Raw genomic sequence first — 18,771 nt, 5'->3', positions numbered from 1 at the left:
TACGCCGCTGGTGAATATGAAGGGTGGTATCCACCCGAAAAACAAGCGCCCCCGCGCAGTCAGAACTCCAGCGTGGTCGACAGCTGCACCTGCCGTGGGGCGCCAATGGACACGAAGAGCGTGTTCACCGAGGAGCTGTAGTAGGTCTTGCCGAAGAGGTTCTTCACGTTGAACTGCACCTTGAGGCGGCTCTCGCCCTGGGGCGTTTCGTCGCTGCGAAGGCGTCGGCCACGGTGTAGCTGTCCAGGTCAAAGCTGTTCTCCGCGTCGCCGGCACGCTGGCCCAGATAGCGGGCGCCGGAACTCAGTCCGCAAGCACGATCTGGTTCTTCCCGCCGCGCTTGGCCTGGTACATGGCTGCGTCGGCGCGGGCGTAAAGGCTATCGAGGCTACCGTCGTCGCGCAGGCTGGCCAGGCCCTGGCTGACGGTGACGCCGAAGCTGCTGCCGTCGACGGTGAAGCCCAGACGCTGCACTTCCCGCTGCAGGCGCTCGGCGATCTGCCAAGCCAGGTCCGGCGGACAACCGGGCAGCAGGGCGGCGAACTCTTCACCCCCGATGCGGCCGAACAGGTCGCCCCGGCGCAGGGCATTGGCGCCGCACTGCGCGATGCGTTGCAACACCTGGTCACCCACCTGGTGGCCATGGGTATCGTTGATCTTCTTGAAGTCATCGACGTCCAGCAGGATGAACGCCAGGGGGCTGCCGAACTGTAGGGAATGGTCGAACTCGCGCTGGGCGCATTCGAAGAAGTGCCGGCGGTTGCTGCTCTTGGTCAGCACATCGGTGGTGGCCAGGCGGTGCAGTTCGCCTTCCAGCTGTTTCTTCTCGGTGATGTCTTCGGCGATGCCGACCACGATGGTCGGCTGCCCTTCCCCGCCCTGCTGGCTGACGAAACACTTGTCGCTGACCCAGCGAAGCTGGCCATCGGCGCGCAGGATGCGGTACTCGCGGGCCTCGATGGCGCCCTTCTCCAGCACGTCGGCGAAGCTCTTGGCGGCGTAGTCGAGGTCATCGGGGTAGATGCAATTGCGCCACTCGTTGTAGTCCGCCAGCAGCAGGGCGGCGGAGCGACCGAACAGGCGCTCGTAGGCAGGGCTGACGTAGATGACCCGCTGGGCCTCCCAGTCGAAAGCCCAGAGCACTGCATTCACGCTGCCCAGCAGGCTGCTGAAGATGGCTTCGCGCTCGCGCAGCCGTTCCACCTCACCACGGCTGTGAAGCAGGGCAAGGGTGAGTTTTTCCAGTTCGCTCGGGGATTCGACGGACGTTTCCATTCGACCACTACCTTCGAAGGACCTGCCTTCGACAGATTAGGCAGGCAAAAGTGCGGCCGGTAAACCAGCCGACGGTCAGGCGTGACTGGCATGACGGAAGGCAGCGAAGCGGTTGAGCACCCGATGCAAGGCAAACACCGCCACCAGGGTCACGAACACCGCCACGCACACCGAGCTGAGGCGGTAGGCGATGGAGTAAACCACGTCATGCTGCGGCGTGAGGTACTGGCCGAAGACGATGGCCAGGGTGGTCAGCGCGCCGAAGCCGACGCCCTGGGAGCCCTCCAACACATGCAGGCGGGCGCAGCAGAACGCGGCCGTCCAGTACATCAGGGTCACTAGGGGCAGCACGTCGTAGTGGCTGTAGAGCACCAGTTGCAGCACCAGCCCGATGGCGCAACCCAGCAACGTTCCCAGGGCGCGGATGCGCCCGGCGAAGTGGATACCGTTCCAGTGCATGGGGAACAGCACGAGGATGGACGCTACTTGGGCCGACAGCGAGTCATGCAGGTCGACGCTCTGGAACAGCATGAAGGACAGGGTGGCGATACTCGCCCCAAGCACCGCCTCGTGGCGTTGGCTGGGCAGGTCCTTGGCGGGCATCTGCCGGGGCGGACGCGGCTCGGCGTCGGGGAAGAGGAAGAACATCAGCCAGGCGATCAGCACCGTCAGGCCGGCGGCCACCAGGTTGCTGGTCACCTGGTCGTAGAGGTGCGTATCCGGGTAGCTGGCGAAGTGCAGCTGGATGGAAAGGAACACGCTGCCCAACGCGCCGAACATGAACAGCGGCCCCTGGGCCATCAGGCGGAAGCGCCAGAAGAAGGCGAGGAACGCCAGCGGCACCATCAGTTGTGGCCGGTCGCCGAACAGGCCGTAGATCACCAGCACCTCGATGCTCACCACCACCGCCTGGAGCAGGAACTGGCGGACAACGTGGGCGTTGATGCTCGGCGTGAGACCAAGCAGGAGCATGGGGTAGACGCAGAAGAACGAGCCGTTGTCCCAGCCCATCAGCTTGCAGATGAACAGCCCCAGGGTGCCGCCGCCGGCAAGGCGGAGGCATTGCCGGAGATCGTTTTCCGTGAGAGCGGTCCTGCGGCTCATCAGTACACGTAGTGCAGGACGCTGATCACGACGATCTGCAGGCGGCCGAACAGGTCGGTCAGGTGCGAGTCGTGCGGGTAGAGCTGGACGGTGGCCTTGGCGCCGCTGGGCAGCACGAGGGGCAGGGCTTCGGTGAGGCTGACGTGCAGGCGCTGGCGCTGAGCATCGCGCACCCAGCGGTCGGACACCGCCGGTGCGGCCAGGTCGCCGTTGGCGTCGAGCTGGCCTTCCTTCACGCCAGCATCGATGGCGCTGACCCTGGCTTCGAAAATGTGTCCGGGCAAAGCGTCGAACACGACCGAGGCAGCGTCATCCAGGCGCACATAGCGCAGGGCTTTTTCGCGGAAGTCGGCGCTGATGTCGGCCTCGTCCGCGACCAGCGCGGCCACTGGATTACCGGCATGCAGGAAGGCACCGGGGGACAACTGCAGGTTGCTCAGCACGCCGGCCCGTTCGGCGCGCACTTCGCTGTATTGCAGTTGCAGGCGGGCCTGCTCCAGGGCGTTGCGGGCCTGGCGCAGGCGCAGGTTGTCTTCACCCGCCGCGCCACGCTGGGCAGCGAGTTCGCGGATACGCGCACCAGCAGCCACCAGCTTGGCCTGGGCGGCCTGGCGCTGGGCTTCGGTCTGCTCGAAGAGCTGGCGCGACACGTGCTGGCTCTGCACCAGGCGGCCGAGCCGCGCGGCCTCCCGCTGCAACTCGCTGGCCGCAGCCTGGGCGGCAACCTGGTCGGCCTGGGCGGCGGCGATGGCGGCGTCGAGCTGGCGGTTGTCCTGCCCGGCCTGCTCCAGCGCCAGCTCGGCGGAGCGCACGGCCAGGTGAAAGGGTTCAGGGTCCAGCCGGAACAGCAGTTGGCCGGCCTCGACGTGCTGGTTGTTGCTCACGGCGACGTCGAGGACCTGGCCGTCTACTCGCGGGGCGATGCGCAGCACCGGGCGGGTCAATTGCGCCTGGGGGGTGATTGGCATCCACAGGTCCGCCGCCAGGAAGTAGGCGAACAGCAGGACGAACAGGACGATGGCCGCCTGGACCCGACGGGCGAAGCTTTGATCCGGAGTCATGCGTACCTCGAAGGGACCCGCATCGGGCGCGGGTGGGGAAGACGGGAACGGCAAGACCTCGACCATTGCCGCTCATGGGGACGAAGTATATTTACCGGGGAATCGTGGATAATCTGGCGATTGCGAGAAGCAGCCTTACACGAGGAGTAACAATGGACACGCTCCACAGCATGCGGGTTTTCGTGCGCGTGATAGACACCGGCAGCTTCACCGCCGCCGCCCAGGCCATGGACCTGTCCACCGCCCAGGTGTCGCGACTGGTCTCGGAACTGGAGCAGCAGCTCCAGGCGCGGCTGTTGCACCGCACCACCCGCCGCCTGGCACTGACCGAAGTGGGCGAACGCTACCTGCAGCGTTGCCGGCAGATCCTCGGCGAAGTGGACGAGGCTGCAGCCGAAGCCCGCGGCGCCCACCTCAAGCCCCACGGCCGCCTGCGCGTACACACCATGACCGGCCTCGGCTTGCAGCACCTCACTCCCCTGGTGGCGCGTTACAGCGAGCTCTACCCCGAGGTGGTGGTGGAGCTGACCCTTTCGCAGCGCACCCCCGATCTGCTGGAAGACGGCCATGACGTGATCATCACCTTCGCCCGCGAGCTGCCCGATTCGCAGATGGTGGCCCAGGTGCTGGGACCGATGTTCAGCGTGCTCTGTGCCGCTCCCGGTTACCTGAAGCAGCACGGCGTGCCCATCGGCCCGGCGGACCTGCAGCAGCACCGCTATCTGCGCCTGCTTGACCCGCTCTATGAGGACAGCTGGGTGTTCAACGGCGAGCAGGGCGAATTCAACGTGCTGCCGGCCGAAAGCTTCCAGGTGAATGTGGCCGAATCCCTCGCCAAGGCCGCCCAGGCCGGCATGGGCATCTGCCTGCTGCCCTCCTTCGTCGCCTGCCCGCCCATGCGCGAAGGCAAGCTGCTGCGGTTGCTTCCGGAATACCGCCTGCGAGAGCGCAACATCTATGCGATTTATCCGTCGCGGCGCTTCCTCGACGCAAAGATCAAGACCTGGGTGGAGTTCCTCAAGGCCGAACTGCCGCCGCTGCTGGCCCAGGACGAGGCCCTGCTGGAGGACCCGAAGCACTGGGCAATCAACTCCAAATTGTTGCGCAAACAGAAATAGTTCTTCACTGATTTCGCTATTTTTCCCCTGCCTTGACCTCCCTAAGATGGCGCCATGTTTCGCAAGAAACCATCAAAGAGGTTCAAGATATGCAGCGTAACCTGATTTTTACTGCCTTTATCGCCGTATTTTCCCTGTTTTTCTCGCAACTTACCCTGGCTGAAGAATCCAACACCTTTGTTGCACACAATGCAGCGCTGGCCGAGCAGCGGGCCGACGCTGCCCAGCAGGAAGCCATCGCCAAACAGGGCGCCGAGCCGCAGAAGCAGTCCGATACCCGTCAGGACAGCTGATCCCGCCCCCTCCCCGTTCTCCACCTCCTGACGTTGATGCGTGACAGCTCCTTAATCGACGTCCTGTTCAGGCCGCTCACGATGAGCGGCCTTTTTTTGTCTGCGGGGAATGTCTTGAGTACGGGTGGGGCCCCTGAGGGGCAACTGCGCTGCCTCCAGAAAAAGGCAGAAAGCAAAAAGGCCGGCATTTCTGCCGGCCTTCTTCTTGGGCGTTTCCGTGGTCAGGCCGCAGCGGCCGGACGCAGGGAATAGGTCTTCAGCTGTTCGGCGAAGTCGCGCAGCGACTGGATACCGCTGGCTTCGGCGTCATGCACCCACTGCTTCATGGCCTCAAGCATCTCGTGGCCGTTGGCGCTGGTCTTGACCCAGATCTGCTGCAGAGCCAGGCGCTTCTCGTAGATAACCTTCAGGGCCTGGCTCTGCTCCAGCATGGCGGCGATGCGCGCCTGGTGACCTTCGTCGAGCAGGCTGGTCTCGCGGGAGAGCAGGCGCTTGGCGCGGCGGAAAAGGTGGCGGACGGACTCGTCGGCCTTGGCCAGCTCCTGCTTCACCAGCGGACCGATCACCAGCTTGCGGTACTGGGCCATGATCTGGAAACGGTTGTTGAGGATGGCCATGGCGGTATCCATGTCCAGGTTGCCCTTGCCTTCCACGCGGTGGGCGATGGGCGCCACGCGCTGCACCTTGGCCATGCCGAGCATGCTGAACAGCTTGATCCAGGCCCAGCCCATGTCGAACTCCCACTTCTTCACCGAGAGCTTGGCGGAGTTGGGGTAGGTGTGGTGGTTGTTGTGCAGCTCTTCGCCGCCGATGAGGATGCCCCAGGGCACCAGGTTGGTCGCGGCATCGCGGCATTCGAAATTGCGGTAGCCGATGGCATGGCCTAGACCGTTGATCACGCCCGCGGCCCAGACCGGAATCCACATCATCTGGATGGCCCAGATGGTGATGCCGCCGGCACCGAACAGCGCCAGGTCGATCAGCGCCATCAGGGTCACACCGCCAATGGGATAGCGGCTGTAGACGTTGCGCTCCATCCAGTCATCCGGGCAGTTCTTGCCATAGATGCGCAGGGTTTCCTCGTTCTTCGCCTCGATCTGGTAGAGCTCGGCGCCCTTGCGCAGGACAGTCCAGACGCCCTTGACCACCGGGCTGTGCGGATCGTCGGCGGTTTCGCACTTGGCGTGGTGCTTGCGGTGGATGGCGGTCCATTCGCGGGTGTTCATGGCGGTGGTCAGCCACAGCCAGAAGCGGAAGAAATGCTTGAGCGCCGGATGCAGCTCCAGCGAGCGGTGCGCTGAGTAGCGGTGCAGATAGACGGTGACGCTGACGATGGTGACATGGGTCATCACCAGGGTGACTGCCACCAGTTGCCACAGCGACAGGTCGAGAAAGCCGTTGTACCACATGGATGGTGTTGCCTCGGGGAAGTGAGCAGGGCTAGAAGGACAATCCAAGCCTGGATTATCACAAAGCGCCCGGAGAAAACCATCCCGTCTTTTAGATAGAGGCCCCCCGATCGTCGGTTGCCCCTTATAATGCGCACCTGCGATTTTGACCAAGCCAGGAAGGCCGCACCCATGCGTTCCAAGCTCAGCACGCTCCGGCTGGTGCTGCCCTATTTCATCCTTGCCAGCCTCTGGGTGCTGTTCAGCGATCGGCTGCTCGTCGGTCTGGTCGGCGACCCCGAACTGCTGGCCGAGCTGCAGACCGCCAAGGGCCTGCTCTTCGTGCTGGTCACCAGTCTCCTGCTGTTCGCCCTGGCCTGCCTGCACCTGCGCCGCCTGAAGGACTACCTGGATGCCCGCCGCGCCCACGAGAGCAGCCTGCGCCAGGCCGCCGCGGTATTCGATAGCACCCAGGAAGGCGTACTGGTCACCGATGCCGAAAGCCGCATCGTCCACGTCAACCGCGCCTTCGCCCGCATCACCGGTTTCGAAGAGGCCGAGGTGCTAGGTGAAAACCCGCGCATCTTCAGTTCCGGACGCCACACGCCGACGTTCTACATGGCCATGTGGAATGCCCTGCAGAACCGCCGCGAATGGAGTGGTGAAGTGTGGAACCGGCGCAAGAATGGCGAGATCTACCCGCTCTGGCAGAACATCCGCGCGATCCACGATGAAGAGGGCCTGCTGACCCACTACGTGGCGGTTTTCTCGGACATCAGCGCGATCAAGCGCTCCCAGCATGAACTGGACTTCCTCGCCCACCACGACCCACTGACCAATCTGCCCAACCGCCTGCTGTTCACCGAACGCGTCGAGCAGGTGCTGGAGCGCACGCGACGCGAGAAGCAGCGCGGTGCCGTGCTGTTGCTCGACCTGGACCACTTCAAGCACATCAACGAAAGCCTTGGCCACTCCCAGGGCGACCTGCTGCTGAAAATGGTTGGCGCCCGCCTGCAGGGCCTGCTGGAAGGCGGCATGACTCTGGCCCGACTGGGAGGTGACGAATTCGGCCTGCTCTGGGACAACTGCCCCCAGGCCGACCAGGCAGCGGCGCTGGCCGAGCGCATCCGCACCAATATGGCCACGCCATTCCGCCTGGGCGGGCACGACCTGTTCATCAGCACCAGCCTGGGGATCAGCCTGTTCCCGGACGACGACGCCAATGTCGAGCAGGTGATGCGCAATACCGACTCGGCACTGTTCAAGGCCAAGAGTGCGGGCCGGGATTCCTATGCCTTCTACAGCCAGGAGCTGACTGAACAGGCACGCCAGCGCGTCGAACTGGTCAGCGCGCTGCGCCGGGCCCAGGAATTGAACCAGTTACGGGTGCATTACCAACCCATCCAGCGTCTCACTGACGGTCGGCTGGTGGGCTTCGAGGCCCTGGTGCGCTGGCAGCATCCGGAGCGCGGCCTGGTTCCACCCGGGGAATTCCTGCCGATAGCCGAGGAAAGCGGGCTGATCGGCAACATCGATGCCTGGGTGCTGGAGCAGGCGTGCCGGCAGATGCGGCAGTGGCTGGTGCAAGGTCATGAACTGGTCTTCGTCGCCGTCAATCTGTCGAGCCGGCTGTTCCGCCGCGCCGAGCTGGATAGCGATGTAGCGCGAATACTGGCCAGCACCGGCCTGGCCGCGCAGCACCTGGAGCTGGAGATCACCGAAAGCGCCGTGATGGAGGACCCGGATACCGCCGAGGCCTTGCTGACACGCTTGCGCAGTCTTGGCGTGCGCCTGGCCATCGACGACTTCGGCACCGGCTACTCCTCGCTCCAGCGCCTCAAGCGCCTGCCGGTGCACAAATTGAAGATCGACCAGAGCTTCATTCGCGGCCTGCCGAACGACCCGAACGATATCGCCATCGCCCGCGCCGTCACCGCGCTGGGCCACAGCCTGGGCCTCAGTGTGCTGGCCGAGGGCATCGAGGTGGAAGCCCAGGCCGGATTCCTCCGCGAACTGGGCTGCGACTACGGCCAGGGCTACCTGTTCAGCCGTCCGCTGCCCGCCGAGGACGTCGAGCGTTTCTGGACGCAGTGCAGATAGCTACGCGGCCTGCTGCGCCCGCCTGAAGGCCGAACCTGCGCAACCATTATTTTTGTTATATAAAAATTCTTAAATAGTATTTTTAAGAATATTACGAGCCTGCTTAAGATTCGCTCCACGCCACGCGGAACCTCTTCCTGACCAACGCCGCGGGCCCCATTCAAGGAGCACGAGCATGAGCGCAACCCTTCGTAGCGTGGAAGGCCAGGACGACGCCAGCATCCTGCGCGAAATCCAGAGCGCCCTGCATGGCCTGCGTTTCGGCTCGGTGGAAATCACCGTGCACAACGGCCAGGTGGTGCAGATCGAGCGCAAGGAAAAGTTCCGCCTGCAGCAACCGAACCCACGTAACAACTGATTCCCGACGGCCCGACCGGAAAACCGGAGGGCGCATCGACAAGAACGAAAGCCAGCCCTTAGCCAACATCAAAAAGAATTCCAGTTTCCAGGAGCTTGATAATGTCGATTCGCCGTTTCGCCCTCGCCGCCCTCGCCAGCGCCCTGATCGCCGGCCCGGCTGCCGCCGCCACCGAGCTGCTCAACGTGTCCTACGACCCGACCCGTGAGCTCTACCAGGAATACAACGCTGCCTTCGCCAAGCACTGGAAGGCCGAAGGTGGCGACAACGTGAAAGTCCAGCAATCCCACGGCGGCTCCGGCAAGCAGGCCCGCGCCGTGATCGACGGCCTGAAGGCCGACGTGGTGACCCTCGCCCTGGCCGGCGACATCGACGAGCTCTCGAAGCTCGGCAAGCTGATCCCGGAAAACTGGCAGGCACGCCTGCCGCAGAACAGCACCCCCTACACCTCGACCATCGTGTTCCTGGTCCGCAAGGGCAACCCCAAGGGCATCAAGGACTGGGGCGACCTGACCAAGGCAGGCGTCGAAGTCATCACCCCGAACCCGAAGACCTCCGGCGGCGCCCGCTGGAACTTCCTGGCCGCCTGGGCCTGGGCCAAGAAGCAGTACGGCAGTGACGCCAAGGCACAGGAATACGTGAAGGAGTTGTACAAGCACGTACCGGTGCTGGACACCGGCGCCCGTGGCTCGACCATCACCTTCGTCAACAACCAGATCGGCGACGTGCTGCTGGCCTGGGAAAACGAAGCCTTCCTGGCGCTGAAGGAACAAGGCGGCGAGAACTTCGAGATCATCGCGCCGAGCCTGTCGATCCTGGCCGAGCCGCCGGTATCGGTGGTCGACAAGAACGTCGACAAGAAAGGCACCCGCAAGGTCGCCGAAGCCTACCTGCAGTACCTGTACAGCGAGGAAGGCCAGCGCATCGCGGCGAAGAACTTCTACCGCCCTCGTAACGAGAAGGTCGCGGCCGAGTTCGCCAAACAATTCCCGAAACTCGACCTCGTGACCGTGGACAAGGACTTCAACGGCTGGAAGGAAGCGCAACCGAAGTTCTTCAACGACGGCGGCATCTTCGACCAGATCTACCAGGCGCAATAACGATGATGGGTTTCGCAAGCTCTACCCATCCTACGAGACCAGTTCCGTAGGATGGGTAGAGCGGAGCGAAACCCATCGAAAGCGCTCCAGGGAAGGAGCGAAAACCAGGCCTGATCCACGGATCGGGCCTGTTTGCTGGAAGCGGCTCGACGGGGCCGGTTCCGGAGAATCCAAGCGTTCCAACGCAGAGTAAGGACAGAACATGTCACGACGCATCTCCCCGGTCATACCCGGCTTCGGGCTGACCCTGGGATACACCCTGGTGTATCTCAGCCTGCTGGTCCTGATCCCCCTGGGTGCCCTGTTCCTCAAGACCACCGAGCTGACCTGGGTTCAGTTCTGGACCATCATCAGCGCCCCCCGCGTGCTCGCCGCGCTCAAACTCAGTTTCGGCACCGCCCTGGTCGCCGCCGTGATCAACGGCATCATTGGCACACTGCTGGCCTGGGTACTGGTGCGCTACGACTTCTTCGGCCGCAAGGTTATCGACGCCATGGTCGACCTGCCCTTCGCGCTGCCCACCGCGGTTGCCGGCATTGCCCTCACCGCCCTCTATGCGCCCGCCGGCCTGGTGGGCCAGTTCGCCACCGACCTCGGTTTCAAGATCGCCTACACGCCGCTCGGCATCACCCTCGCGCTGACCTTCGTCACCCTGCCGTTCGTGGTACGGACGGTGCAGCCGGTGCTGGCCGATATCCCCCGCGAGGTGGAAGAAGCCGCCGCGTGCCTGGGCGCCAGGCCGCTGCAGATCTGCCGCCACGTATTGCTGCCGGCCCTGCTGCCGGCCTGGCTGACCGGTTTCGCCCTGGCGTTCGCCCGTGGCGTGGGCGAGTACGGCTCGGTGATTTTCATCGCCGGCAACATGCCGATGAAGACCGAAATCCTGCCGCTGCTGATCATGGTCAAGCTGGACCAGTACGACTACACCGGCGCCACCGCCATCGGCGTGCTGATGCTGGTCGTCGCCTTCGTCCTGCTGCTGCTCATCAACCTGCTGCAACGTCGCATCGAGACCCCGTGAGGAGAGCGCCATGAGTTCCGCAAGCCTGACCGCCGCGTCCTCCGCCAACGCCGCCCGCCGGGGCAGCGCACTGGGTCGCCGCATCCTGATCGTTTCTGCCTGGCTGGCCTTCTCCCTGTTCCTCCTGCTGCCGCTGCTGGTGGTGTTGAGCGAGGCCCTGAAGGAAGGCCTGGGCACCTTCTTTACCGCCATCTTCGAGCCGGACGCCCTCTCCGCGCTGAAGCTGACCCTGATCGCCGTGTTCATCTCGGTACCGCTCAACCTGGTGTTCGGCGTGGCCGCCGCCTGGTGCGTGAGCAAGTACGAGTTCCGCGGCAAAAGCCTGCTGGTCACCCTGATCGACCTGCCGTTCTCGGTTTCGCCAGTGATCGCCGGCCTGATCTACGTGCTGCTGTTCGGCGCCCAGGGTTACTTCGGCGAGTGGCTGCAGGACCGCGACATCCAGATCGTCTTTGCCGTACCCGGCATCGTCCTGGCCACGATCTTCGTGACCTTCCCTTTCGTCGCCCGCGAGCTGATCCCGCTGATGCAGGAGCAGGGCACCCAGGAGGAAGAAGCCGCACGCCTGCTGGGCGCCAACGGCTGGCAGATGTTCTGGCACGTGACCCTGCCGAACATCAAGTGGGGCCTGATCTACGGCGTGGTGCTCTGCACCGCGCGGGCCATGGGTGAGTTCGGCGCGGTATCGGTGGTGTCCGGCCATATCCGCGGCGTCACCAACACCCTGCCGCTGCATGTCGAGATTCTCTACAACGAGTACAACCACGTCGCCGCCTTCAGTGTCGCCAGCCTGCTGCTGGTGCTCGCCCTGTGCATCCTTCTGCTCAAGCAGTGGAGCGAGTCGCGTCTGTCCCGTCTCAAGTCGAATGCTGATGAGGAATAACCACCGTGAGCATTGAAATCCGCAACGTCAGCAAGAACTTCAACGCCTTCAAGGCGCTTAACGAGATCAACCTGGATATCCACAGCGGCGAACTGGTGGCCCTGCTCGGCCCGTCCGGCTGCGGCAAGACCACCCTGCTGCGGATCATCGCCGGCCTGGAAACCCCGGACGTGGGCAGCATCGTGTTCCACGGCGAGGACGTATCGCAGCACGACGTGCGCGATCGCAATGTCGGCTTCGTGTTCCAGCACTACGCCCTTTTCCGCCACATGACGGTGTTCGACAACGTCGCCTTCGGCCTGCGCATGAAACCCAAGCGCGAGCGCCCGAGCGAGTCGGCGATCAAGGCCAAGGTCCATGAGCTGCTGAACATGGTGCAGCTGGACTGGCTCGCCGACCGCTACCCGGAGCAGCTCTCCGGTGGCCAGCGCCAGCGTATCGCCCTGGCCCGCGCCCTGGCAGTGGAGCCGAAGATCCTGCTGCTGGACGAACCCTTCGGCGCCCTCGACGCCAAGGTGCGCAAGGAGCTGCGCCGCTGGCTGGCGCGCCTGCACGAGGAGATCAACCTGACCTCCGTGTTCGTCACCCACGACCAGGAAGAAGCCATGGAAGTGGCCGACCGCATCGTGGTGATGAACAAGGGCGTGATCGAGCAGATCGGTGCGCCGGGCGAGGTCTACGAGAACCCCGCGAGCGACTTCGTGTACCACTTCCTCGGCGACTCCAACCGCCTGCACCTGGGCGACGACCAGCACCTGCTGTTCCGCCCGCACGAAGTCTCGCTGTCGCGCTCTGAAGTGGCCGACCACCGCGCCGCCGAAGTCCGCGACATCCGCCCGCTGGGCGCCATCACGCGGGTGACCCTGAAGGTGGACGGCCAGGACGAGCTGATCGAGGCCGAAGTGGTGAAGGACCACGACAGCCTGGTGGGCCTGGTGCGCGGCGAGACGCTGTTCTTCAAGCCCAAGGTCTGGCAGAAAGCGGCGGGGTTCTGATCCTCGCTGAATACATCCGTAGGCTGAGCTCGCTCGGCCTACGGATGCTGCGTGGCCGATTCCCTGATCAGTCACTTGCCGCTGATTGCCGACGCCTGAAAACATTGATTCACCCACAGCAAATCACTCTTTCGGGTAGTGGCGTGGAAAGCGCGGCGCAGTAGGCTGTGCGGACACTTGAACGACTCCTCAGAACAACAAAAACAGGAGCACCCACCATGATCCGCAAGGTTCTGCTGTACCCGCTATTCAGCCTTCTCCTGGCACTGTCCATGCCAGCCCCCGCCGCCGATCTGGCATCCCTGGAGCGGGTGCAGGTCCACGCCAGCCGAGCCACCGCCAGCCTGCTGCTGTTCCGTGGCGAGGGTTTCCAGGACACTCACTCGGCGCGCATGCGCGCGGACCTCGATGCGCTCGGGGCATCCTTCCAGCGCATCGGCGAGCCAGGTGCCGATCTGGTGAATGCCCGTGACATCCTTGTTACCCAGCTCGAGCGCGGCGTTTCCTTCGGTCACAACGAAGAAGACGTGCCCTGGCGCTATCCCCAGGAGCTGGCCAAGGCACTGCGCGATTTCCTGATCGCCGCGCGCACCCGGGCCGGCACCGAGGATCTGCCGGCCAAGGTGGAATACCTCAACGTCCAGTACCTCAGCCGCGCCTACATCGGCACCTTCGAGATTGCCCGCGAGAACGGCGATACCTACATCGGCCAGGACGAGCGCCGCCTGCTGCCAAGCATTGACCAGCAACTGGCGCTGCTGGACGACAAGAGCGACCCGGCGGTCGCCAGGCTGAAGACTCGCTGGAGCTTCCTGAAATCGGCCCTGAGCGACATGAACAGCCAGAGCAACGCGCTGGTCAGCGCCTCCGGCCGGCCGTACGCGCCGATGGTGGTGGACCGCCATGCGCGGTCGATGAGTGGGCAGTTTCTGGCGCAGAGCGCCCTCTCCCCCGCCCCCCTCCCTGAAGAGGAGAGGGGTGACTCGCGGCTGAAGCCATGAATGCAGCCGGCAACTCGGAGTGGAGCGAAGCACAGGCTGCATCGCTGCACGAACTGGCTCCCCTCGCCCTTCAGGGGTGAAGAGGCACGCTTTTGGAAGCACCGCTTCCTGTGCCGATGAACGACTGAGCGCGAAGCGATCAGGCTGGGGCGCAGGGCGGGGGTTGGGGGAGAGGGTGTCGTCGTCAGCTCAAACCGCCGCCTTCTTCTCCCGAATGCAGGTCGGCCCTGCATGCTCCTCCACCGCGTGCTCGACGTCCTTGCGCAGCCCCAGAAGGAAGCCCAGTTCGGCGACCACGAACAGCGGCCCGATGATCAGCCCGGTCAGGTCATCGACAAATGCCGGTTTGCGGCCCTCGTAGTAGTGGCCGATGAACTGGATCACCCAGCCCACGACGAACATCCCCAGCCCGGCACCGAGCCAGGTAGCGGTGCCTTGGACCGCGAGGGTGGCGCCGATCCACAGGCTGACGACCAGCAGCGCGGTCATCACCAGGCCGTAACGCCGGTCGAGGCGGACGTAGTAGAGGGCCGACACCAGGCTGGCCAGCGCCGCGGGTGACAGCCAGAGGCCGAAGGCCTCCGTGCCCGGACGCGACAGCAGCACGGCGACGGCGACCACGATCAGCGGAATGCCGACGAAGTGGGTGGCGATGTTGCGGCGGTCACGGTGGTACTCGGCGTACTGGCCGAGTTGGTCGATGAGGGTTTTCATTATTGTGTCCTCAGGTTTGCGGGCAATTGCGCCGATAATGGCGTCATGCCCCGGACAACCTCTGTCAGCTAGCCGACAAAGCCCATGACCGAACTCAATCATCACCACGATCTCCTGCTCACCGGCCAATGGTTTAGCCAGTTGCCGGCCAGCCTGCAGGACGAACTCCTGGCCATGGCCCAGCTGCGGCGGCTGGAGCCCGGCCAGCGGCTTTTCCGCCGTGGCGATCCGCCCTGCGGGCTCTACGCGGTGCTGGAAGGCGCGATCCGGGTCGGGAGCATCAGCGAGAGCGGCAAGGAGGCCTTGCTGGTGCTGGTGGAGCCGCCGCACTGGTTCGGCGAGATCTCCCTGTTCGACGGCCAGCCACGCACCCACGATGCGTTCGCCGAAGGCCGGGTGTCCCTGCTCAACGTTCCCCAGGCGCCGCTGCTGGCCTTGCTGCAACGGCGACCGGAGCACTGGCGCGATTTCGCCCTGCTGATGAGCCAGAAGTTGCGCCTGGCTTTCATTGCCCTGGAGGAAATGAGCCTGCTGCCGGCGCCCCAGCGCCTGGCGCGACGGCTGCTGATGATTGCCGAAGGCTACGGCGCAGGCACCCGCCAGCGGCGAATCATTCACCTGGCCCAGGAACAGCTGGCAATGATGCTGGCGCTATCGCGGCAGACCACCAACCAGATCCTCAAGGACCTGGAAGCCCAGGACGCCCTGCACCTGAACTACGGGGAGATCGAAATCCTCTCCCCGGACCTGCTGCGCCGTGCGGCGCAGGGCAAGCTGTAGGGTGCGCTGTGTGTGCACCAATGACTCCGTAGGTCCGGTGCGCGCGGCGCACCCTACGCGGGATGTTCGAACCCGGATTTAGCGCGGCAGGCCATCCCGATACTGGCTCGGGCTCTGTCCGGTCCAGCGCTTGAAGGCGCGGCTGAAGCTGCTGGTGTCGGAAAAACCGAGCAGATAGGCAATCTCGCTGATGGAGCATCGCGGGTCACGCATATAGGCCAGCGCCAGCGCCTGGCGAGTGTCGCCCAGCAGTTGCTCGTAGCTGCAGCCCTCCTCTGCCAGATGCCGCTGCAGGCTGCGCAGGCTCAGGTGCAGGGACTGGGCGATGCGCTCGGCGGATGGCTCGCCATTGGGCAGTTGGGCCTCCAGGCACGCGCGCACCTTGCGCGACCAGGTCGGTTGCTGGAGCTGCTCCAGGGTGCGCTTGAGCACCGCTTCGTTGTGTTCGGCCAGCTCGGAGTTGGCGTCGTCCAGCGGCCGCTCGAAATCCTCCACCGCGAACTCCAGCAGGTTCTCATCGGCACCAAAGGCCAATGGCGCGCGGAACACGTCGTGCCAAGGTTGCGGGTTCGCTGGCGGCGGCCGGCGCAGGTGCACAGCGAGCGGCGCATAGTCGCGGCCAATGCGGTTACGGCAGGTGCGCACGTAGATGGCGGCGAAGGCATCCACCGCTTCCGGGGCAGGTTCGAAGCCATCGTCGCGCACCCGCAAGCGGAACAGGTAGCGCTCGCCCTCGCGGGACAGCTCCAGCTCCAGCGCGTCGCTGACCACCTGGTGATAACGCACGATGCGCTCGAAGACTTCCCGCAGGCTGCCGCTGGCCACCAGGGCGTAGCCCAGTGCGTGGAAGGTGGTGGGGCTGACGTAGGTGGAAATCTTCAGCCCCAGGGCCGGGTCGCCGCTGGCCTCTACCGCCAACTGCCAGAGGCGCGTGGTGGCGGACAGCGGGTAGCGCGCGTTGGGGTCGTCCATCAACGCTGGGTCGAGCTGGGCGTGGCGGCACAACGCGGCGCTGTCGAGGCCAAGCGCATCCAGCTGCTTGCGCAGCGCTCGGGTCCAACTGGCGAGGGTAGTAGGTTCGCTCATGCAGGTTGGCGTTTCCGGTCAACAGGTTGGCGTGCTCGGTCGGGCGAGGCGGCATTCTGCGGCGGCAAAGTAGAGCCATCTCCAACAAGAGGATGGAAGCATGTCTGCCAAGCCTGCAAGCCCCCGCACGCTGAATGACCAGCAGCGATCAGCGCATATTCGTGAAGTGGTGATGGCCCGCGGAAACGCGCTGCGCCAGCGCTACCCCGTGTTGAATCATCAGGACACCATCGGCGCCGGCATCCTCGCCTTCGCCCTGGCCGGCATGGTCGGCTCGGCCGCGCTCTACCTGGGCGGACAGATCGCCTGGTGGGCCTGCCTGCTGCTCAATGCGTTCTTCGCGTCGTTGACCCACGAGCTGGAGCACGACCTGATCCACAGCATGTACTTCCGCAAGCGCAAGGTGCCGCACAACCTGATGATGGCACTGGTCTGGATGGCGCGACCGAGCACCATCAACCCCTGGATTCGCCGTCACCTGCACCTCAACCACCACAAGGCGTCCGGCACCGAGACCGACATGGAAGAGCGCGCCATCACCAACGGCGAACCCTGGGGCCTGGCGCGCCTGCTGATGGTGGGAGACAACGTGATGTCGTCGCTGATCCGCATGGGCCGGGCGAAGAGCTGGGCGCACAAGCGCAGCATCCTCTGGCGCACCCTGAAGGTGTACGCGCCGCTGGCGCTGCTGAACTGGGGCACCTGGTACGTCTTCCTCGGCTTCCATGCCGTCGACGCGCTGTCCTCGTCCATTGGTACGCCTGTCGCCTGGTCCACCGGCACCCTGGAGGCGATGCACCTCGTCAACATCGCGGTGGTGGTACTGGTGGGACCGAACGTGCTGCGCACCTTCTGCCTGCACTTCGTCAGCTCCAACATGCACTACTACGGTGATGTCGAACCGGGCAATGTCATTCAGCAGACCCAGGTGCTAAACCCATGGTGGATGTGGCCGCTGCAGGCGTTCTGCTTCAACTTCGGCAGCACCCACGCCATCCACCACTTCGTGGTCAAGGAGCCCTTCTACATCCGCCAACTGACCGCGCCGGTGGCACACAAGGTAATGCGCGAGATGGGCGTGCGCTTCAACGACTTTGGCACCTTCGCCCGAGCCAACCGCTGGAACCCCAAGGAACAACCAGCCACCCAACCGGCCCAACCCACCCTTGGTTAGGGCACGGGCAGCGCCCCGCCCCCTCTATGATCGCGACAACGTGCGCCCCTGGGCGCGCGCCTTCCCCGAGCACAGCTGCAAGCATGAGGTAGCGGCATGAAAACCTGGATTTGTGTGGTCTGCGGCCTGATCTACGACGAAGCCAAGGGCTGGCCCGACGAGGGTATCCCCGCCGGCACGCCCTGGACCGACGTGCCGGATGACTGGATCTGCCCGGACTGCGGAGTCGGCAAGAACGACTTCGACATGCAGGAAATCTGAGTACGACGCGATTCAGGGCTCTCTCATAGGATGGGTCGGGCAGCGTTCCGCGAGCGGAGCGAAACCCATCGCAGGATTGATGGGTTTCGCAGGCTCAACCCATCCTACATAGGTCAGAACCTCAGACTCACCCGCGCCGTAAGCCCATTGTCCCGCGCATCCTCGGCGTAAGTGCCGTTGTAGAACAGCCCCGCATAGGCCTGTTCGGTGATCTGGTAGTCGAGCCCCGCATCCAGCCGGAAGGCATCCCGGGTCAACGCCACGGCGGCACCGCTCTCGTCTTCCAATCGGCTGTCGCTGAACGCATGCCTCCAGCTCGGACTGATGCGTGCGGTCAGGCGCCGGCCCGACGCTAGGTCGATGCGCGTGGTGCCACGCAGGCCGAAGGTGCTGTAGCCGATCTCGTCGCGCTGGCGGCCTAGGGCGCCGAGGGAATCGCTGTCCGCTCGCACGTAGGCCAGCTCGCCGAAACCCTCGGCGCTGAAGTCGCGGAAATCCAGCGAGTAGCTGAGTTCGCCGAACACCTGACCGCTGTCCGCATCAGCAGCACGGCTGTCGCCGTCATGGCCACTCAAGGCAGCGCCCAGTTTCACGCCGATCTGGTTGTAGATCTTGGTGCCGGCGTAGGCCCCCAAGTGCAGGCTGTGGATATCCGCATCAGCGCCCTGTACCTCCATCGAGGTGGCCGAATAGCCGCCCATCACACCGGCGAGCCAGTTGCCCAGCTTGCGCTCGCTACCCAGCAACAGCCCGCCGATATCGCGCTCCCGACGCGGCGCACGGTGGTCGGCATCTGCCGAGCCGTGGCTACCGAAGGCGCGGCCCCAGGCGGGTGTTTGGCCTTCATCCAGGGGCGGCTCGCGGAAGGAGAAACGGATCTGCTGAATACGTTCAGAGGCGGCATCGCGAAGGAAGTGACTGTCTTCCAGCAGGGTCGCGCGACTGGAAGCGGAGAGGGAATCGCCAAGCGCCGGGACGGCCAGCAGCAGGGCGCAAAGACCGACGAGAGTGGCACACGGCGATTGGCAATGACCCATGGCAGGTCCCTCCAGACAAGAC

At 64.5% G+C, this 18,771-nt stretch carries 19 protein-coding genes and 1 pseudogene; 12 read left to right on the top strand and 8 right to left on the bottom strand.

Annotated features, from left to right (window positions below; genetic code table 11):
- Positions 1 to 59: 59 nt before the first annotated feature.
- The 4 genes and pseudogenes from THL1_RS28625 to THL1_RS00735 form a co-directional block, all read right to left on the bottom strand.
- Positions 60 to 307: pseudogene (locus tag THL1_RS28625) on the bottom strand (TonB-dependent siderophore receptor); the annotation flags it as partial.
- Complete coding sequence (locus THL1_RS00745) at positions 304 to 1,275, bottom strand: GGDEF domain-containing protein (RefSeq protein WP_069081485.1); 972 nt, start codon at positions 1,273 to 1,275, stop codon at positions 304 to 306. The gene THL1_RS00745 and the pseudogene THL1_RS28625, both read right to left, overlap by 4 nt.
- Before the next feature lie 75 nt (positions 1,276 to 1,350).
- The gene (locus tag THL1_RS00740; RefSeq protein ID WP_069081484.1) at positions 1,351 to 2,379 is read right to left on the bottom strand and encodes a DUF2955 domain-containing protein; all 1,029 of its coding nucleotides are present in this window, start codon (positions 2,377 to 2,379) and stop codon (positions 1,351 to 1,353) included.
- Positions 2,379 to 3,440: an HlyD family secretion protein gene (locus THL1_RS00735; protein WP_069086371.1), complete on the bottom strand. Its 1,062-nt coding sequence runs from the start codon at positions 3,438 to 3,440 to the stop codon at positions 2,379 to 2,381. Before THL1_RS00735 ends, THL1_RS00740 begins: the two co-directional genes overlap by 1 nt.
- Before the next feature lie 152 nt (positions 3,441 to 3,592).
- On the opposite strand from THL1_RS00735, the gene THL1_RS00730 reads away from it, so the two are divergent.
- Positions 3,593 to 4,558, top strand: a complete 966-nt coding sequence (locus tag THL1_RS00730) for a LysR family transcriptional regulator (RefSeq protein WP_069081483.1) — start codon at positions 3,593 to 3,595, stop codon at positions 4,556 to 4,558.
- Between the two features lie 89 nt (positions 4,559 to 4,647).
- Complete coding sequence (locus tag THL1_RS00725; protein WP_069081482.1) at positions 4,648 to 4,851, top strand: hypothetical protein; 204 nt, start codon at positions 4,648 to 4,650, stop codon at positions 4,849 to 4,851.
- Positions 4,852 to 5,072: 221 nt separating this feature from the next.
- Here the strand turns inward: THL1_RS00725 and desA are convergent, their stop codons facing one another.
- Positions 5,073 to 6,260, bottom strand: a complete 1,188-nt coding sequence (gene desA, locus THL1_RS00720; RefSeq protein WP_069081481.1) for a delta-9 fatty acid desaturase DesA — start codon at positions 6,258 to 6,260, stop codon at positions 5,073 to 5,075.
- Between the two features lie 171 nt (positions 6,261 to 6,431).
- On the opposite strand from desA, the gene dibA reads away from it, so the two are divergent.
- The 7 genes from dibA (at position 6,432) to THL1_RS00685 (ending at position 13,697) form a co-directional block, all read left to right on the top strand.
- On the top strand, positions 6,432 to 8,339 hold the full coding sequence (gene dibA, locus THL1_RS00715; RefSeq protein ID WP_069081480.1) for a phosphodiesterase DibA: 1,908 nt from the start codon (positions 6,432 to 6,434) through the stop codon (positions 8,337 to 8,339).
- A gap of 175 nt (positions 8,340 to 8,514) precedes the next feature.
- A complete protein-coding gene (oscA, locus tag THL1_RS00710; protein ID WP_069081479.1) occupies positions 8,515 to 8,697 on the top strand; it encodes a sulfur starvation response protein OscA in 183 nt (60 codons plus the stop codon).
- Between the two features lie 101 nt (positions 8,698 to 8,798).
- Positions 8,799 to 9,797, top strand: coding sequence for a sulfate ABC transporter substrate-binding protein (locus tag THL1_RS00705; protein WP_069081478.1), 999 nt, complete (start codon positions 8,799 to 8,801; stop codon positions 9,795 to 9,797).
- Positions 9,798 to 9,999: 202 nt separating this feature from the next.
- On the top strand, positions 10,000 to 10,818 hold the full coding sequence (gene cysT, locus THL1_RS00700) for a sulfate ABC transporter permease subunit CysT (protein WP_069081477.1): 819 nt from the start codon (positions 10,000 to 10,002) through the stop codon (positions 10,816 to 10,818).
- A 10-nt stretch (positions 10,819 to 10,828) separates the two neighbouring features.
- Positions 10,829 to 11,701, top strand: coding sequence for a sulfate ABC transporter permease subunit CysW (gene cysW / locus THL1_RS00695; RefSeq protein ID WP_069081476.1), 873 nt, complete (start codon positions 10,829 to 10,831; stop codon positions 11,699 to 11,701).
- A 5-nt stretch (positions 11,702 to 11,706) separates the two neighbouring features.
- Positions 11,707 to 12,696: a sulfate/molybdate ABC transporter ATP-binding protein gene (locus THL1_RS00690; RefSeq protein WP_069081475.1), complete on the top strand. Its 990-nt coding sequence runs from the start codon at positions 11,707 to 11,709 to the stop codon at positions 12,694 to 12,696.
- Positions 12,697 to 12,914: 218 nt separating this feature from the next.
- Positions 12,915 to 13,697, top strand: a complete 783-nt coding sequence (locus THL1_RS00685) for a hypothetical protein (protein WP_069081474.1) — start codon at positions 12,915 to 12,917, stop codon at positions 13,695 to 13,697.
- A gap of 189 nt (positions 13,698 to 13,886) precedes the next feature.
- On the opposite strand, the gene THL1_RS00680 is transcribed toward THL1_RS00685, so the two are convergent.
- The gene (locus tag THL1_RS00680) at positions 13,887 to 14,411 is read right to left on the bottom strand and encodes a DUF962 domain-containing protein (protein WP_069081473.1); all 525 of its coding nucleotides are present in this window, start codon (positions 14,409 to 14,411) and stop codon (positions 13,887 to 13,889) included.
- A gap of 84 nt (positions 14,412 to 14,495) precedes the next feature.
- Here THL1_RS00680 and THL1_RS00675 point away from each other — a divergent pair, with 84 nt between their 5' ends.
- Positions 14,496 to 15,191, top strand: coding sequence for a Crp/Fnr family transcriptional regulator (locus tag THL1_RS00675; RefSeq protein ID WP_069081472.1), 696 nt, complete (start codon positions 14,496 to 14,498; stop codon positions 15,189 to 15,191).
- Between the two features lie 78 nt (positions 15,192 to 15,269).
- Here THL1_RS00675 and THL1_RS00670 read toward each other — a convergent pair whose 3' ends face one another.
- A complete protein-coding gene (locus tag THL1_RS00670) occupies positions 15,270 to 16,277 on the bottom strand; it encodes an AraC family transcriptional regulator (protein ID WP_069081471.1) in 1,008 nt (335 codons plus the stop codon).
- 100 nt (positions 16,278 to 16,377) lie between these two features.
- On the opposite strand from THL1_RS00670, the gene THL1_RS00665 reads away from it, so the two are divergent.
- Both THL1_RS00665 and THL1_RS00660 read left to right on the top strand, forming a co-directional pair.
- Positions 16,378 to 17,451, top strand: a complete 1,074-nt coding sequence (locus THL1_RS00665; protein ID WP_069081470.1) for a fatty acid desaturase — start codon at positions 16,378 to 16,380, stop codon at positions 17,449 to 17,451.
- Positions 17,452 to 17,547: 96 nt separating this feature from the next.
- On the top strand, positions 17,548 to 17,712 hold the full coding sequence (locus tag THL1_RS00660; RefSeq protein WP_069081469.1) for a rubredoxin: 165 nt from the start codon (positions 17,548 to 17,550) through the stop codon (positions 17,710 to 17,712).
- Between the two features lie 113 nt (positions 17,713 to 17,825).
- Here THL1_RS00660 and THL1_RS00655 read toward each other — a convergent pair whose 3' ends face one another.
- Positions 17,826 to 18,749 (bottom strand): autotransporter outer membrane beta-barrel domain-containing protein, encoded by a 924-nt coding sequence (locus tag THL1_RS00655; RefSeq protein ID WP_069081468.1) that lies wholly within the window; start codon positions 18,747 to 18,749, stop codon positions 17,826 to 17,828.
- Positions 18,750 to 18,771 lie beyond the last annotated feature (22 nt).

The sequence above is a fragment of the Pseudomonas sp. TCU-HL1 genome (assembly GCF_001708505.1).
GTDB lineage: Bacteria > Pseudomonadota > Gammaproteobacteria > Pseudomonadales > Pseudomonadaceae > Metapseudomonas.
Note: the sequence above shows the minus strand (reverse complement) of the source record. Positions and strands in the feature narration are given on the sequence as shown.